At 67.7% G+C, this 15,068-nt stretch carries 16 protein-coding genes; 4 read left to right on the forward strand and 12 right to left on the reverse strand.

What is annotated here, in order from left to right; translation table 11 throughout:
* Positions 1-27 precede the first annotated feature (27 nt).
* The 5 genes from BM43_RS21980 to BM43_RS22000 all read right to left on the reverse strand — a co-directional run bounded on the left by BM43_RS21980 (position 28) and on the right by BM43_RS22000 (position 3,099).
* A complete protein-coding gene (locus BM43_RS21980; RefSeq protein WP_017919473.1) occupies positions 28-549 on the reverse strand; it encodes an O-acetyl-ADP-ribose deacetylase in 522 nt (173 codons plus the stop codon).
* A 239-nt stretch (positions 550-788) separates the two neighbouring features.
* Complete coding sequence (locus tag BM43_RS21985) at positions 789-1,787, reverse strand: NAD(P)H-dependent glycerol-3-phosphate dehydrogenase (RefSeq protein WP_036049096.1); 999 nt, start codon at positions 1,785-1,787, stop codon at positions 789-791.
* Positions 1,788-1,815: 28 nt separating this feature from the next.
* A complete protein-coding gene (secB, locus tag BM43_RS21990; RefSeq protein ID WP_013699465.1) occupies positions 1,816-2,298 on the reverse strand; it encodes a protein-export chaperone SecB in 483 nt (160 codons plus the stop codon).
* Positions 2,299-2,419: 121 nt separating this feature from the next.
* Positions 2,420-2,680: a glutaredoxin 3 gene (grxC, locus tag BM43_RS21995; protein ID WP_013699466.1), complete on the reverse strand. Its 261-nt coding sequence runs from the start codon at positions 2,678-2,680 to the stop codon at positions 2,420-2,422.
* The gene (locus tag BM43_RS22000; RefSeq protein ID WP_025097047.1) at positions 2,677-3,099 is read right to left on the reverse strand and encodes a rhodanese-like domain-containing protein; all 423 of its coding nucleotides are present in this window, start codon (positions 3,097-3,099) and stop codon (positions 2,677-2,679) included. Before BM43_RS22000 ends, grxC begins: the two co-directional genes overlap by 4 nt.
* Before the next feature lie 135 nt (positions 3,100-3,234).
* Here BM43_RS22000 and gpmA point away from each other — a divergent pair, with 135 nt between their 5' ends.
* From gpmA to BM43_RS22015, 3 genes are all read left to right on the forward strand, one after another.
* Positions 3,235-3,981 (forward strand): 2,3-diphosphoglycerate-dependent phosphoglycerate mutase, encoded by a 747-nt coding sequence (gene gpmA / locus BM43_RS22005; protein ID WP_013699468.1) that lies wholly within the window; start codon positions 3,235-3,237, stop codon positions 3,979-3,981.
* Between the two features lie 412 nt (positions 3,982-4,393).
* Complete coding sequence (locus BM43_RS22010; RefSeq protein WP_013699469.1) at positions 4,394-5,956, forward strand: S41 family peptidase; 1,563 nt, start codon at positions 4,394-4,396, stop codon at positions 5,954-5,956.
* A 144-nt stretch (positions 5,957-6,100) separates the two neighbouring features.
* Positions 6,101-6,853: a HesA/MoeB/ThiF family protein gene (locus BM43_RS22015; RefSeq protein WP_013699470.1), complete on the forward strand. Its 753-nt coding sequence runs from the start codon at positions 6,101-6,103 to the stop codon at positions 6,851-6,853.
* A 98-nt stretch (positions 6,854-6,951) separates the two neighbouring features.
* On the opposite strand, the gene ptsP is transcribed toward BM43_RS22015, so the two are convergent.
* The 7 genes from ptsP to BM43_RS22050 form a co-directional block, all read right to left on the reverse strand.
* Positions 6,952-8,724, reverse strand: coding sequence for a phosphoenolpyruvate--protein phosphotransferase (gene ptsP / locus BM43_RS22020; protein WP_036049094.1), 1,773 nt, complete (start codon positions 8,722-8,724; stop codon positions 6,952-6,954).
* A 206-nt stretch (positions 8,725-8,930) separates the two neighbouring features.
* The gene (locus BM43_RS22025; RefSeq protein WP_013699472.1) at positions 8,931-9,200 is read right to left on the reverse strand and encodes an HPr family phosphocarrier protein; all 270 of its coding nucleotides are present in this window, start codon (positions 9,198-9,200) and stop codon (positions 8,931-8,933) included.
* A gap of 81 nt (positions 9,201-9,281) precedes the next feature.
* Entirely contained in the window at positions 9,282-9,752 is a 471-nt protein-coding gene (locus BM43_RS22030; RefSeq protein WP_013699473.1) for a PTS sugar transporter subunit IIA, read from the reverse strand.
* Between the two features lie 174 nt (positions 9,753-9,926).
* Complete coding sequence (gene gshB / locus BM43_RS22035; protein WP_013699474.1) at positions 9,927-10,883, reverse strand: glutathione synthase; 957 nt, start codon at positions 10,881-10,883, stop codon at positions 9,927-9,929.
* A 62-nt stretch (positions 10,884-10,945) separates the two neighbouring features.
* Positions 10,946-12,235, reverse strand: coding sequence for a glutamate--cysteine ligase (gene gshA, locus BM43_RS22040; RefSeq protein ID WP_013699475.1), 1,290 nt, complete (start codon positions 12,233-12,235; stop codon positions 10,946-10,948).
* Positions 12,236-12,569: 334 nt separating this feature from the next.
* Complete coding sequence (locus tag BM43_RS22045) at positions 12,570-14,066, reverse strand: ammonium transporter (protein WP_172535117.1); 1,497 nt, start codon at positions 14,064-14,066, stop codon at positions 12,570-12,572.
* Between the two features lie 36 nt (positions 14,067-14,102).
* Positions 14,103-14,441, reverse strand: coding sequence for a P-II family nitrogen regulator (locus BM43_RS22050; RefSeq protein WP_042285094.1), 339 nt, complete (start codon positions 14,439-14,441; stop codon positions 14,103-14,105).
* Between the two features lie 348 nt (positions 14,442-14,789).
* Between BM43_RS22050 and BM43_RS22055 the strand changes: the two genes are divergently transcribed.
* Positions 14,790-15,047 (forward strand): accessory factor UbiK family protein, encoded by a 258-nt coding sequence (locus BM43_RS22055; RefSeq protein WP_013699477.1) that lies wholly within the window; start codon positions 14,790-14,792, stop codon positions 15,045-15,047.
* Positions 15,048-15,068: the final 21 nt, after the last annotated feature.

Here is a 15,068-nt window from a genome sequence, read left to right on the forward strand (position 1 = left end):
CAAGCAATCCCAAATGATCGCCCGGCCTCAGAGCCGGGCGAGTTCGGTCTTGTAGTGCCCGAGCATGGCCTCGTCGAAGCAGGCGAACACGATGCGCGTGAAACCGGCGCCCGGCAGCATCGACACCACGGTGCTCACCGCGATCTGGACCGCGATCTCGGGTGGAAAGCGATACACGCCGCAGCTGATCGCCGGGAACGCGAGCGAGGCGCAGCCCGCCGCGGCCGCCACCTCGAGCGAGCGCCGGTAGCAGGAGGCGAGCTGCTCGGCCTCGCCGGACATGCCGCCTTGCCAGACCGGCCCGACCGTATGGATCACGTGCCGCGCCGGCAGATGGTAGGCACCGGTGAGCTTGGCGTCGCCGGTCGCGCAGCCGCCCAGGCTCCGGCATTCGGCCAGCAGTTCGGGGCCCGCAGCGCGATGGATCGCGCCGTCCACGCCGCCGCCGCCGAGCAGGGACTCGTTCGCCGCATTGACGATCGCATCGAGCGCGAGCGTGGTGATGTCGACCACGCGCGCGTCGACACGGGTGGCACCGATCATGAGCATGCTGGCCTCCGCCGGGCAGGCGCCGGATAGTCGGGATAAGCGCAAGCGTAGACGCGATGCGGGCGGGGCGCCAGCCGAGGGGAGCCCGGCCGGCACTTCGCGACGAACTCAAATGCCTCGCATCGGCGAAATTGAGCGACGAAGCGAGACGATCGGAGGATATTCAGGAAAACGAGAGGAATCCGGCACCGACTCGGGTGACAGGCACGCAACACCCTCGCCCGCCCAAGCCAACACGCTCATTCGGCCTTGGCGTCGCGGCGCAGCAGCCCGCTCACGGCGTCGCGCGGCGCCACGCCGTCGAACAGCACACGGCAGACCGCCTCGGTGATCGGCATGTCGATCGCCTGAGCCTGCGCGAGGCCCAGCACCGCGCGCGCGCAGCGCACGCCTTCGGCGACATGGCCGAGCGCCTGGAGAATCTCCTCGAGCGACAGGCCCTGCGCCAGTTGCTGGCCGACCTTGCGGTTGCGCGACAGGTCGCCGGTGGCGGTGAGGATCAGGTCGCCGAGCCCGGTGAGGCCCGTGAAGGTTTCGGCGCGGCCGCCGAGCGCCACGCCCAATCGCGACATCTCGGCCAGCCCGCGCGTGATCAGCGCGGCGCGCGCATTGAGACCGAGGCCGAGCCCGTCGGCGATGCCGGTGGCGATCGCCAGCACGTTCTTGACCGCCCCGCCCACCTCGACGCCGACCACGTCGTCGCCGGTATAGATGCGCATCGCGCCATGGTGGAAGGCCTGCAGCGTGCGATCGCGGCAGGCCGCCGAGCCGCTCGCCACGGTCAGCGCCACCGGCAGCCCCTGAGCCACCTCCCGCGCGAAGCTCGGCCCCGACAGCACGCCATGGCTGGCATGCCCCGGCAGCGCCTCGGCGATCATCTGGTGCGGCATCAGCTCGGTATCGGGCTCGAAGCCCTTGCAGACCCATACCAGGTGCGCCGGCACGCAGCCGGCATCGCGCATCGCCGCGCACATCGCGCGCAGCCCGGCCACCGGCGCGCCGATCACGCACAGCGCGTCGTCGGCCGCGCCATGCGCGAGCGCCGCCGCGAGCTCGGGCTCGCAGCGCAGCGCAGCGGGCAGCGGCACGCCGGGCAGATAACGGGAATTTTCATGATGGGCATCGAGCCCGGAGAGGAGCGCGCGATCGCGCGCCCACAACAGCGTATCGTGCCGCGCGGCCAGATGCGCGGCGAGCGCGGTGCCCCATGCACCGGCGCCGAGAACAGCGACTTTCATACCCAGCACCGGTTCGTGGGACGCGTGCTCAGTTCAGCGTGGTGCCGTTCGGCGCGCCGTTGGCGGCACCGGCCTGCTGCTGGATCTGCGCGAGGCGTTGCTCGTAGAGCGCCTGGAAGTTGATTTCCGCGAGGTGGATCGGCGGGAAGCCGGCGCGCGTGATCGCATCGGCGATGTTCGAGCGCAGGTACGGGAACAGGATGGTCGGGCAGGCGATGCCGACCAGCGGATCGAGCTGCTCTTCCGGGATGTTGCGGATGTCGAAGATGCCCGCTTGCTTGGCTTCGATCAGGAACGCGACCTTGTCCTTGACCTTGGCGGTGACGGTACCCGAGACGACCACTTCATAAACACTTTCGGCCAGGCGTTCGGCCTTCACGTCGACTTCCACTTCAACCGACGGCATGTCCTGTTCGAGGAAGATCGCCGGCGAATTCGGCTGCTCGAGCGACAGATCCTTCAGGTAGATGCGCTGGATGTTGAAGAACGGCTGGTTTTCGACGTCGGACATGTTGGCTCCCTAAAATTGATGTGGCGGCGGCCGGTTTCCTCCGGCCACCCGGTTGTCTTGTCGTGCCCGCACGGCACGCAGCCCCGTCCCGGCGCCCGGGAGAGGCGTCATTCTGCCGGAATCAGGCTGCTTCCAGAAGCGGCAGCAGGCCACCTTCGCGGTCGAGCTTGGACAGGTCGTCGTAGCCCCCGACGTGGGTCTCGCCGATGTAGATCTGCGGAACCGTGCGACGACCGGTACGTTCCATCATCTCCGCGCGGCGCGTCGGCTCCTTGTCGATCAGCACCTTCTCGATCTGCTCGACGCCGCGCTGCTTGAGCAGGCGCTCGGCCATCATGCAGTAGGGGCAGACCTGGGTGCTGTACATGACTACTTTATTCACTTCGCCACTCCTTGTTTGACGACCGGCATGCCGGCCTTCTGCCACTCGGCGACACCGCCTTGCAGCACATGGACCTCGCCGTAACCGGCTTCGCGCACGGCCTTGGCCGCCTTGTTCGATTGCTGGCCGTTCTGGCAGACCAGCAGCACCGGGGCACTCTTGTTCTTGGCGACCTGGCCGAGCCGGGAAGCCAGCTCGGCGTACTCGACCGAGCGCGCCGAGGGCAGGTGCCCGGCGGCATACTCGGCCGAGGGCCGCAGGTCGATCACGATCGCATTGCGCCGGTTGATCAGTTGGGTCGCCTCGGCGCTGGACAGGCCGCCGCCCCCGCGCCGCAGCGCGGGAACCACCAGCAGGCCGCCGGAAACGAGCAGGATCGCGATGAGCGCAAGGTTGGTGTAATCGGTAAAGAACGTCACGGAGGATCCGCCGCTAAAAAGAGAAATCGAAAAGGACAATCCCGCCATTATAAAATATCCGTCTGACGCGATGGCGACCCGGCTACGGACCCGCCTTTTGCGGCCCGCTTCCTTACTACCGACCAGCAAGCACTCATGTACAAGCTCGTTCTCATCCGCCACGGCGAATCGACCTGGAACAAGGAAAACCGCTTCACCGGCTGGGTCGACGTCGACCTGACCGAGCAAGGCAACAACGAGGCCCGCCAGGCCGGCGTCCTGCTCAAGGAAGCCGGCTACGCGTTCGACATCGCCTACACCTCGGTGCTCAAGCGCGCGATCCGCACGCTCTGGCACGTGCAGGACCAGATGGACCAGATGTACCTGCCGGTGGTGCACTCCTGGCGCCTCAACGAGCGCCACTACGGCGCGCTGTCGGGCCTCAACAAGGCCGAGACGGCCGCCAAGTTCGGCGACGAGCAGGTGCTGGTGTGGCGCCGCAGCTACGACACGCCGCCGCCGGCGCTGGAGCCGAGCGACGAGCGCGCGCCCTTCGACGACCCGCGCTACGCCAAGGTGCCGCGCGAGCAGCTGCCGCTCACCGAATGCCTGAAGGACACCGTGGCGCGCGTGCTGCCGCTGTGGAACGAGTCGATCGCGCCCGCCGTCAAGGCCGGCAAGCAGGTACTGATCGCCGCGCACGGCAACTCGCTGCGCGCGCTGATCAAGTACCTGGACGGCATCTCGGACGAGGACATCGTCGGCCTGAACATCCCCAACGGCGTGCCGCTCGTCTACGAACTCGACGAGAACCTGAAGCCGATCCGCCATTACTACCTGGGCGACCAGGAGGCGATCGCCAAGGCCCAGGCCGCCGTCGCGCAGCAGGGCAAGGCCAAGTAAGCACGGCGCTCATGTCGTGCCGGCCCGGGCCTCGAGACTGGACCGGCGCGGCAGCGGCCCTTGCCATCCTCCGCCACGAACGGCTCTTGCTTGCCACCGCGCCCACGCGGCACCCTCGGTCGCGAGACGCCTACGTCCGGCGGACGAAGCGCCGGGTTCGGCTCGTCGCGGCCGGCGCCACCGCCAGCCGCGCGTCAGTTTGGCGCCAGCCGGCCGCCGCTCCCGCCTCGGCAAGCCCGCGCCGGGCATCATCGCGCGAGATCGGGCGAACCCGGCCGCGCCGCCGCTGTCGAACCCGCTTCGTCGCCGCTTTCACCCGCCACGGCGGAGCATCGGGACGAACGGAGATATACTTGACCGTCCTCCCACCTTCACGCCATAGCCACACGCGCTTTCCGACGCACACGATCCTATGCGAATGAAATTGAAGAATATCGGCCTCGTTGCCGCGGGCCTTGCCACCGGTGTATTCGCGACGCTGCAGATTTCGGCGTCGGCCCAGCAAGCCACGATCACGACGCCGCTGCCGCTCGACCAATTGCGGCTGTTCGCCGAGGTGTTCGGCCAGATCAAGCGCGAATACGTCGAACCCGTCGACGACAAGAAGCTGTTGACGGCCGCGATCAAGGGCATGGTGTCGAGCCTCGATCCGCACTCGTCCTACCTCGACAAGACCGACTACGAGGAACTGCAGGAACAGACCAAGGGCCGCTTCGCGGGCCTGGGCATCGAGATCTCGCAGGAAGACGGCCTGGTGAAGGTGATCTCGCCGATCGAGGACACGCCCGCGTTCCGCGCCGGCATCCGTCCCGGCGACCTGATCACCCGCATCAACGACAAGCCGGTGCGCGGCATGACGCTCGACAAGGCCGTCAAGCAGATGCGCGGCGACCCGGGCACCAAGGTCACCCTGACGATCTTCCGCAAGACCGACGACCGCACCTTCCCGGTCACCGTCACGCGCGCGATCATCAAGGTGCAGAGCGTGAAGATGAAGATGCTCGACCCGGGTTACGCCTATATCCGGATCACCAGCTTCCAGGAACGCACCACCCCCGACCTTGCCGCGCGCCTGCAGGACATCGCGCGCCAGCAGCCGAACCTGAAGGGCCTGGTGGTCGACCTGCGCAACAACGGCGGCGGCCTGCTGCAGAGCGCGGTCGGCGTGGCCGGCGCGTTCCTGCCGCCGAACTCGGTGGTGGTCTCGACCAACGGCCAGATCCCCGATTCCAAGCAGGTCTATCGCGACGACTACGACAACTACCGTCTGCCGACCTTCGATTCCGATCCGCTGAAGGGCCTGCCGGGCATCTTCAAGACCGTGCCGATGATCGTGCTGACCAATGCCTACTCGGCCTCGGCCTCGGAAATCGTGGCCGGCGCGCTGCAGGATTCGCACCGCGCGCTGATCATGGGCAAGACCACCTTCGGCAAGGGCTCGGTGCAGACGGTGCGCCCGCTCACCGCCGACACGGCACTGCGCCTGACCACGGCCTACTACTACACGCCGAGCGGCCGCTCGATCCAGAACAAGGGCATCGTGCCGGATATCCCGGTCGACCAGTTCGCGGACGGCGATCCCGACGACGTGCTGGTGACGCGCGAAGTGGACTACACCAACCACCTCGCGAACACCCAGGATCCGAACGAGAAGAAGGAGCTGGAGGCCCGCGAACAGCGCCGCCTCGACCAGCTGCGCATCCTCGAGGAGCAGAACGACAAGAAGACGCCGGAGCAGCGCGAGAAGGATCGCAACCGCAAGCCGGTGGAATTCGGCAGCGCCGACGACTTCATGCTGCAGCAGGCCCTGAACAAGCTGGAAGGCAAGCCGGTGCAGGAATCGAAGTCGCTGCTCGCGGAAAGCACCTCCAAGCCGCTGACGGCGGGCGCGGCCGCGCCCTCGGCCTCCGCGCCGAAGGCCGCCACCGCGCCGGCCAAGGCCTCCTCGGCCAAGCCGGCCTCGGCGCCGAACTAAGCGGTAGCCCGCGCCCGACACGGGCCATCGCGGCAGTGCCGCGGTGGCCCGTTTCTCTTTTGGCGCGGGCTTCGGCAACCAAGGCCCGCGGAGAACGCGCCTAGAATATCGGCACGCAACCCCAGGCTTCTCCCCTTCCCCGCGATGAACGACGAACAACTGCTCCGCTACTCCCGCCACATCCTGGTCGACGAGATCGGCATCGAGGCGCAGCAGCGCTTCCTCGACGCGCATGCACTGGTGATCGGCGCGGGCGGCCTCGGCTCGCCGGCGGCGATGTACCTGGCGTCCTCGGGCATCGGCGCGATCACCCTGGTCGACGCCGACACGGTCGACCTCACCAACCTGCAGCGCCAGATCCTGCACGTCACCGAATCGGTCGGCCGCCGCAAGGTGGAATCGGGCCGCGACGCGCTCGCGCGCCTCAATCCCGAGGTGGTCGTGCATGCCGTGGCCGAGCGCGCCGATGCGGCCTGGCTCGACGCCGCCGTGCAGCGCGCCGACGTGGTGCTCGACTGCAGCGACAACTTCGCGACGCGTCACGCGATCAACCGCGCCTGCGCCGCGCACGGCGTGCCGCTCGTCTCGGGCGCGGCGCTGCGCTTCGACGGCCAGATCAGCAGCTTCGATTTCCGCGATCCGGCCTCGCCCTGCTACGCCTGCGTGTTCCCCGAGGACCAGCCCTTCGAGGAAGTGGCCTGCTCGACCATGGGCGTGTTCGCGCCGACGGTCGGCATCATCGGCGCGATGCAGGCGGCCGAGGCGCTGCGCCTGGTGGGCGGCTTCGGCGAGCCGCTGGTCGGGCGGCTGATGATGCTCGATTCGCTGCGCATGGAATGGAACACCATGCGCATCGCGCGGCAGGCCGATTGCCCGGTCTGCGGCGGCCGCCACTGAAGCGCGGGCCCAAGCTCCCGTTTCCCTCGTGCCATGAAAAAGGCGGTGCATCCGAACCGGATGCACCGCCTTTTTCGTTTCCTCCCGCCAGAGGCTGCTCAGGCCGCCAAATCCGCCTTCGGCTCGGCCGCCGCGAGCTGCTTGAGCGCGAGCTGCACGTCCTCGGGCTCGTAGGAGGCGAGCACGTCGGCGGTCGGCTTCTCGATCGCCTTCAGGTGCGCGCGCAGGATCTCCTGCTTGACCACCAGCAGCTGGCTCGGGTGCATCGAGAACTCGGTGAGCCCCATGCCGAGCAGCAGGCGCGTCATCGCCGGATCGCCCGCCATCTCCCCGCATACCGACGCCGGCACGCCGGCGCGCTTCGCCTCGCGCAGCGTGTAGGCGATCAGGTGCAACACGGCCGGATGCAGCGGATCGTAGAGATGCGCGACGGCATTGTCGGCGCGATCGATCGCCAGCGTGTACTGGATCAGGTCGTTGGTGCCGATCGAGAGGAAATCGACGCGCTTGAGGAACAGCGGCAGCGCGATCGCGGCCGCCGGGATCTCGATCATCGCGCCCACGCGCACGTTCGGATCGTAGGCGAGGCCCGCATCGTCGAGCTGGCGCTTGGCCTCGCGGATCAGGTCCAGGGTCTGGTCGATCTCCTGCGCGTGCGCGAGCATCGGCACCAGGATCTTGACCGGCCCCACCGCCGAGGCGCGCAGGATCGCGCGCAGCTGGGTGAGGAACATCTGCGGTTCGGACAGGCTCCAGCGGATCGCACGCAGGCCCAGCGCCGGGTTCGGCGCGGTCTCGTAACCCTCCTCGAGCGCCTCGAGCGGCTTGTCGGCGCCCACGTCGATGGTGCGGATCGTCACCGGCTTGCCGTTCATCAGCTCGACCGCGCGCCGGTAGGCGCGGAACTGCTCCTCCTCCTCGGCCAGCGCGTTCGCGTCGTTCATGAACAGGAACTCGGTGCGGAACAGGCCAACGCCCACCGCGCCCGCCTCGACCGCCGTCTTGGCGTCGTCCGGCAGCTCGATATTGGCCATCAGGTCGATCTGGGTGCCGCACAGGGTCTGGGTCGGCGAGAACTTCAGGCGCTGCAGCTTGCGCTGCTCGAGCGCCATCTCCGACTGCCGGTACGAATACTCCTCGAGTACGATCGGCGCGGGATCGACGATCACGATGCCCCGGTCGCCGTCGACGATGATCAGGTCGTTCTGGCGGATCAGCGCGCTGGCGTGCTGCACCCCGACCGAAGCCGGGATGCCGAGGCTGCGCGCCACGATCGCGGTATGCGAGGTGCGCCCGCCCAGGTCGGTGACGAAGGCGCGGAAGGCCTGGTTCTTGAACTGCATCATGTCGGCCGGCGCGATGTCGTGCGCGACCACGATCATGTCGTCCTTGCCGCCGGCCGCGCCGCCCAGCGCCTGCGAGGCCGAGGGCGCGCCGGCCAGCGCCTTCAGCACGCGCTCGACCACCTGCTCGATGTCGGCCTTGCGCTCGCGCAGGTACTCGTCCTCGATGTCGTCGAAATGGCCGCTGATCACGTCGAGCTGCTCGGTCAGCGCCCACTCGGCGTTGTAGCGGCGCACCCGGATCAGGTCGACGGTTTCCTGCACCAGCATCGCGTCGTTGAGGATCATCGAATGCACGTCGATGAAGGCCGCCACCTCGCTCGGCGTGTCCTCGGTGAGATCGGCGCGCAGCGCGTCGAGCTCGCCGCGCACGGCCAGCAGCGCGGCGCGCAGCCGCTCGATCTCGGCCTCGAGCTGCTGCGCCTCGACGAGGTAATGGGCGACGTCGAGCGCCGCCGGCGCGATCAGATACGCGCGACCGATCGCGATACCTCTCGAAACGGGAATTCCCTGCAGCGTGAAGGACACGCGCACCTCCTGTCAGTCCGATCATGCGCAGCCCGCCGCCGCGCTGCGCCTATGACCCCGATTCGCGATTATAAATTCCGCGAACCCCGCGTGACAGCATGCGTCGCAGCATCGGCGGGCAATGATCTGTTGTCTGAATAAACGCGAATGCCGCGTGAACTTCTTCACGCGGCATTCGGGGCAAGACGGGACCGTGATGTAAAGGCTTACTGGCCTTCGCCGAACTTGTCGGCGATCAGCGCGAGCAAGGCATCCATCGCTTCCTTCTCGTCGGCGCCCTCGGTCTCGATGGTCACCGTGCTGCCGATGCCGGCCGCCAGCATCATCACGCCCATGATGCTCTTGGCGTTGATGCGCCGGCCGTTGCGGGTCATCCAGACTTCCGACTGGAAGTTGCCGGCGAGCTGGGTCAGCTTGGCGGACGCGCGAGCATGCAGCCCCAATTTATTGACGATGGTCGTTTCTTGCTGAAGCATGGTGTTCCGTTCAGGTAGGGACAACCGGCGCCCCCGCGCCGGCGGAAGAAGGACGGCCGCTCGCGCCGGGCGAGCGGCCGCTCAATGCGTTTCGGTCTGCGGCTTGGGCTCGGGCGGAATCGGCGCGCACTCGCCGCAGCCGAGGCCCGGGCGCGGCGGCGGCGTGCCGGCCGCGACCTCGTGGATGCCCTTGGTCGAACCGGCCAGCGCCTTCTCGACCAGCGTGTCGATCGGGGTGGTGCGATAGCAGACCGAGCGCACCAGCATCGGCAGGTTGACGCCGGCCAGCACGCGCACACCGTCGAGCTTGGCGAGCTGGCCGGCGATATTGGCCGGCGTGGCGCCGTACATGTCGGTCAGCACGAGCACGCCGTTTTCCTCGCGCAGCCGCGCGATCTCCGAGTGGGCGTAAGCCATCACCTGGGCCGGATCGTTATCCGCGAGTACGTCGATGGCGCCGATGCGCGCCGGCAGGCCGCCGTAGATGTGGGAGATGCACTCCCGCAACGCGGTGGCCAGCGGAGCATGAGCAATGATCAGGATGCCTGCCATGTCAACCTTGCAACAATGTCGGCCCGACCGCCGGACCGGATGCCAGGAATAAACCTACCGGGCGAACGGGCATTGTAGCAGGCCGGTTTCGGGGCCAGTCCACATCGTGGGCCGGCCGCGCTGCCGATCCGGCGGCGGGGGACCTGCGCGGCCGCCGCCGGTGCAAAGCTTCAATCAGCCGACCGCGCGCTCCAGCGCGTCGACGAACATCGCCGCCACGTCGAAGCCGGTCTGCTCCATGATCTCGCGGAAGCAGGTCGGGCTGGTCACGTTGACCTCGGTGAGCCAGTCGCCGATCGCGTCGAGCCCGACCAGCAGCAGGCCGCGCGCGGCCAGCACCGGCCCGAGCGCGGCGGCGATCTCGCGATCGCGCTCGGTGAGCGGCTGGGCCACGCCCACGCCGCCGGCGGCCAGGTTGCCGCGCACCTCGTTGCCTTGCGGGATCCGCGCCAGCGAATACGGCACCGGCTCGCCGCCGATCAGCAGGATGCGCTTGTCGCCCGCCTTGATCTCGGGAATGAACTTCTGGATCATCAGCGAGCGGCGGCCGTCCTCACCGAGCATCTCGACGATCGAACCCAGGTTCATGCCGTCGGCCTTGACGCGGAACACGCCCATCCCGCCCATGCCGTCGAGCGGCTTGACGATCACGTCGCCGTGTTCGGCGTGGAAGGCACGCAGCCGCGCCACGTCGCGCGTGACCAGGGTCGGCGCCACGAACTGCGGGAATTCGCCGATCGCGAGCTTCTCCGAATGATCGCGGATCGCCTGCGGGCGATTGACGATCCTCGCCCCGGCGCGCTCGGCCATCTCCAGCAGCCAGGTGGAGGTCACGTACTCCATGTCGAAGGGCGGATCCTTGCGCATCAGCACCGCGCCGAAGGACGTCAGCGCGCGCGACTCGGCCGCGCCGGCCTCGAACCAGGTGTCGCGATGGAGGTCCGCCGTGTCGCCGACGATCGTCACGCGCCGCACGTCGGCCTCCACCGAGCTGCCGGTCCAGGCCAGCTGCTGCGGCTCGCAGGCATGGATCGTGTGCCCGCGCCGCGCCGCCTCGGCCATCATCGCGTAGGTCGAATCCTTGTAGATCCGGAAACGATCGAGCGGGTCGGCGATAAAGAGAATGTCCATGCGGGTCCTGGTGATGGCTGGCTGAGTGTCGTGCTGTCTTGATCTCGCGCGGGCGGGCCCGCTCAGACCTGGATCGCCTCGGGATCGGTCTTCTCGAGCTCGATCGAGGAGGCGAGCAGGCCGAGCCGGCCGACCACGCCATACATGTAGAAGCGGTTCGGCGGCGCGGCGCCCGGCTTGGCGTGCGCGTCCGGCAGGGCGGTGTGCTCGAAGCCGAGCGGCACGTAGTGCATGCCCGGCGCGTTGAGGTTCTGGTCGCGTTCGCGCGCCGAGTGGGTGCGGTAGAAGCCGCCCACCACGTAGCGGTCGATCATGTACACCACCGGCTCGGCCACGTCGTCGCCGATCCGCTCGAAGGTATACACGCCTTCCTGCACGATCACGTCGCTGACCGGCAGCCCGGCCTTGGTCTCGGACATCTGGGCGCGCTCGAGCTTGGTCATGCCGCCGATCTCGGAAGCATCGTGCACGGTCATCACGCCGCGGCCCGCGGTGCCCGCGTCGGCCTTCACCACCACGTAGGGCTTCTCGCTGATGCCGTATTCGCGATACTTGCGCGCGATCTTCTTGAGCACCGCGTCGATCGCGTCGGCCAGCGCCTCGCCGCCGTTGCCGGCCTGCCAGTCGATGCCGCCCACGTGGGCGAAATAGGGATTCACCATCCAGGGATCGACGCCGACCATCTTCGCGAACTTCTTGGCCACGTCGTCGTAGCAGGCGAAGTGGGTCGACTTGCGACGCACCGCCCAGCCCGCGTGCAGCGGCGGCAGCAGGTACTGCTCGTGCAGGTTCTCCAGCACGTCCGGAATCCCGCCCGACAGGTCGTTGTTGAGCAGGATCGAGCAGGGATCGAAGTTCTTCAGGCCCAGGCGGCGCTGCGAGCGCTCGAGCGGCTCGAGCACGATCTTCTGGCCATCGGCGAGCGTGATCGGCGTGACATCGGTCACGCTCGGGTCGAGCGAGCCGAAACGCACGTTGAGCCCGGCCTGGCGCATGATGGTGGCCAGCCGCGCGACGTTCTCGAGATAGAAGGCATTGCGCGTGGGCAGCTCCGGGATGACGAGCAATCCTTTCGCATCCGGGCAAATTTTTTCAATCGCGGCCATCGCCGCCTGCACGGCGAGCGGCAGCACTTCCGGCGGCAGATTGTTGAAACTGCCGGGAAACAGATTGGCATCGACAGGCGCGAGCTTGAAGCCGGCGTTACGCAGGTCGACCGAACAATAGAACGGCGGCGTGTGTTCCTGCCACTCGAGGCGGAACCAGCGTTCGATCGCCGGCGTCGCGTCGAGGATTTTCCGCTCCAGCTCGAGCAGCGGACCGTTTAACGCCGTAACGAGGTGGGGAACCATGAATCACTCGCGAACAGGAGAAAAAAGATTGTAGAGCAATTACCCTGCCCATTTGGGGATTGTTCCCGGCTTCGCAAGGAAACACCGTATCTTTTTCTCGCTATTGACCCGATAGCCGAAAGGGTTATCCCGGCACGGGATCGCGCGATTCACGACAGGGACATGACCGGCAGATAGGGCCGGCGCCGTCCCTTCAAAACACCCGGTCGAAAAAAAACCCGCCGGGAAGGCGGGCCGAAGTCGCTGCGCTCATTCTTTCGATCGGGCGGCGCACCGTCCGGCGCCGCCGCCCGGGCCCCGGGACCTGAGGTCCTCGGGGCCTTCCATCCGATCATTACTCGACGTGTTCGCCGTGCAGGATCACGTCCAGGCCTTCGCGCTCCTCTTCTTCCGTGACGCGCAGGCCCATCACCATGTCGATCACCTTCAGGATGATGAAGGTCACGATGCCGCTGTACAGCAGCGTGATCGCCACGCCCTTGGCCTGCACCAGCAGGCTGCCGTCGAAGCCGCCGATGTCCTTGACCGCGAACACGCCGGTCAGCAGGGCGCCGAGGATACCGCCGACGCCGTGCACGCCGAATGCGTCGAGCGAGTCGTCGTAGCCGAGCTTGATCTTGAGCCAGGTGGCCGACCAGAAGCAGACCACGCCGGCGGCGATGCCGATCACCAGTGCGCCGCCCACGCCGACGAAGCCGGCTGCCGGGGTGATCGCCACCAGGCCGGCGACCGCGCCGGAGACGATGCCCAGCACCGAGGGCTTGCCCTTGGCGATCCACTCCGCGAACATCCAGCCCAGCGCCGCGCAGGCCGTGGCGATCTGGGTGGTCAGCATGGCGAAGCCGGCACGGCCGTCGGCGGCCACCGCGGAACCCGCGTTGAAGCCGAACCAGCCCACCCACAGCATCGAGGCACCGATCAGCGTCAGCACCAGGTTGTGCGGGGCCATCGCCTCGCGGCCGTAGCCGACGCGCTTGCCCAGCACCAGGGCCGCGACCAGGCCGGCGATACCGGCGTTGATGTGCACCACGGTGCCGCCCGCGAAGTCGAGCACGCCGTCCGAAGCCAGCCAGCCGGTCGGCTCCCAGACCATGTGCGCGATCGGCACGTAGACCACCAGCGACCAGATCGTCATGAACACCAGCATCGCCGAGAACTTCATGCGGTCAGCGAAGGCGCCGCAGATCAGGGCCGGCGTGATGATCGCGAAGGTCATCTGGAACACGCAGTAGACCGATTCCGGGATGGTCGTGGCCAGGTGGCTGACGGTCAGCGTGGTGGCCGTATCGCCCTTCACGTAGGCCATGCCCGAGAGCAGCACCCGCGAGAAGCCGCCGATGAAGCCGCTGCCCGGCGTGAACGCGAGGCTGTAGCCGACCACCGTCCAGAGCACCGTGATCAGCGCGGTGATCGCGAAGCTCTGCATCACCGTGGCCAGCACGTTCTTCTTGCGCACCATGCCGCCGTAGAACAGCGCCAGGCCCGGGATCGTCATGAACAGCACGAGCGCGGTGGAGGTCAGCATCCAGGCGGTATCGCCCGAGTTGATCTTCGAGGAATCGACCGAGACGGGCGCGGTCGGTGCGGCGGGCGCGGCGGCGGCCGAGGCACCCGAAGCCGGGGCGGCGGCGGCGCTCGCGTCGGTGGCCGCGGAAGCGGCGGCCGGAGCAGGTGCCGCGCTGGCGGCCGCCGGCGCGCTGGCCGTGGTATCGGAGGCCACGGCAGCCGAGGCTGCGGCGGGGGCGGACGAGGCGTCGTCGGCCATCGCGGCGCCGATCCCGGTCGCCACCAGCGAGCCGGCCATCAGCAATGACATCAAAAATTTGCGCATCTTGGGTTTCCTCTTGTCGCTTGTCGTTTTATTGACTTACAGGGCGTCGGCGCCCGTCTCCCCGGTGCGAATCCGGATAACCTGTTCGATCGGCGTGACGAAGATCTTGCCGTCGCCGATCTTCCCCGTGCGGGCCGCCCGCTCGATCGCCTCGACCGCCTGGTCGACCAGGTCGTCGGACACGGCGGCCTCGATCTTCATCTTCGGCAGGAAACCGACGACGTATTCGGCGCCGCGATAGAGCTCGGTATGGCCCTTCTGGCGGCCGAAGCCCTTCACCTCCGTCACCGTGATGCCCGAGACGCCGAGCGCCGAGAGCGCCTCGCGCGTCTCATCGAGCTTGAACGGCTTGATGATTGCGGTAATCAGTTTCATGAAGTCCTCTCGCTTTTCTGGTGGTCCGGGCGGTGGTCCGACTCACCGCGTTCCGTGGGTAGCGGGACACACTCAGCAACTCGCGTGCCATGTCGCGGTCCGAACCATCGCGCGGGCCGCCCGGCGGCCCGGAATACCCGGCCGAACGGCCAGCGCGGCGGCACTTCGCTGGCGTGCGTAATGGAAGGTTGTTAGAGTGCACGCACGTCCGGGGCATCCGGCGCGCCGCAACGGGGCGCGCGATGCCCGGAAACGGGCCGGCGACGCGCACCAAATCCGCTCATGCGCGCCTTGTCGGCACGAACGCAACGGAATTTGCACATTTTTTGTGCAGAGAAGGGGAACACCATGAAACAACCCAGCGACGTTTTCAACGATCTGCAGTCGCGCGTCAGCGATCTGCTGAAGAATTCGCCGGCCAAGGATGTCGAACGCAACGTCAAGGCCATGCTCACCCAGGGCTTCTCGAAGCTCGACCTGGTGACGCGCGAGGAATTCGACACCCAGACCCAGGTGCTGGCCCGCACCCGCGCGCGCCTCGAGGAGCTCGAGCGCCGCGTCGCCGATCTCGAACGCAAGCTCAACGAGCGCCCCTCGGGCCTCTGATCCCCCGTCGCGGCCCCGGCC

The sequence above is a fragment of the Burkholderia gladioli genome, from assembly GCF_000959725.1.
Classification (GTDB): domain Bacteria; phylum Pseudomonadota; class Gammaproteobacteria; order Burkholderiales; family Burkholderiaceae; genus Burkholderia; species Burkholderia gladioli.

Bases quoted from the DNA above. Each gene is read 5' to 3' on its own strand.
- BM43_RS22045 (WP_172535117.1), bottom strand. From the start codon at position 14,066: ATGCGCAAATTTTTGATGTCATTGCTGATGGCCGGCTCGCTGGTGGCG.
- BM43_RS21985 (WP_036049096.1), bottom strand. From the start codon at position 1,787: ATGAAAGTCGCTGTTCTCGGCGCCGGTGCATGGGGCACCGCGCTCGCC.
- BM43_RS21980 (WP_017919473.1), bottom strand. From the start codon at position 549: ATGCTCATGATCGGTGCCACCCGTGTCGACGCGCGCGTGGTCGACATC.
- BM43_RS22015 (WP_013699470.1), top strand. From the start codon at position 6,101: ATGAACGACGAACAACTGCTCCGCTACTCCCGCCACATCCTGGTCGAC.
- BM43_RS22025 (WP_013699472.1), bottom strand. From the start codon at position 9,200: ATGCTTCAGCAAGAAACGACCATCGTCAATAAATTGGGGCTGCATGCT.
- gshB (WP_013699474.1), bottom strand. From the start codon at position 10,883: ATGGACATTCTCTTTATCGCCGACCCGCTCGATCGTTTCCGGATCTAC.
- gpmA (WP_013699468.1), top strand. From the start codon at position 3,235: ATGTACAAGCTCGTTCTCATCCGCCACGGCGAATCGACCTGGAACAAG.
- BM43_RS22010 (WP_013699469.1), top strand. From the start codon at position 4,394: ATGCGAATGAAATTGAAGAATATCGGCCTCGTTGCCGCGGGCCTTGCC.
- gshA (WP_013699475.1), bottom strand. From the start codon at position 12,235: ATGGTTCCCCACCTCGTTACGGCGTTAAACGGTCCGCTGCTCGAGCTG.
- BM43_RS22050 (WP_042285094.1), bottom strand. From the start codon at position 14,441: ATGAAACTGATTACCGCAATCATCAAGCCGTTCAAGCTCGATGAGACG.
- BM43_RS22030 (WP_013699473.1), bottom strand. From the start codon at position 9,752: ATGGCAGGCATCCTGATCATTGCTCATGCTCCGCTGGCCACCGCGTTG.
- BM43_RS22055 (WP_013699477.1), top strand. From the start codon at position 14,790: ATGAAACAACCCAGCGACGTTTTCAACGATCTGCAGTCGCGCGTCAGC.
- secB (WP_013699465.1), bottom strand. From the start codon at position 2,298: ATGTCCGACGTCGAAAACCAGCCGTTCTTCAACATCCAGCGCATCTAC.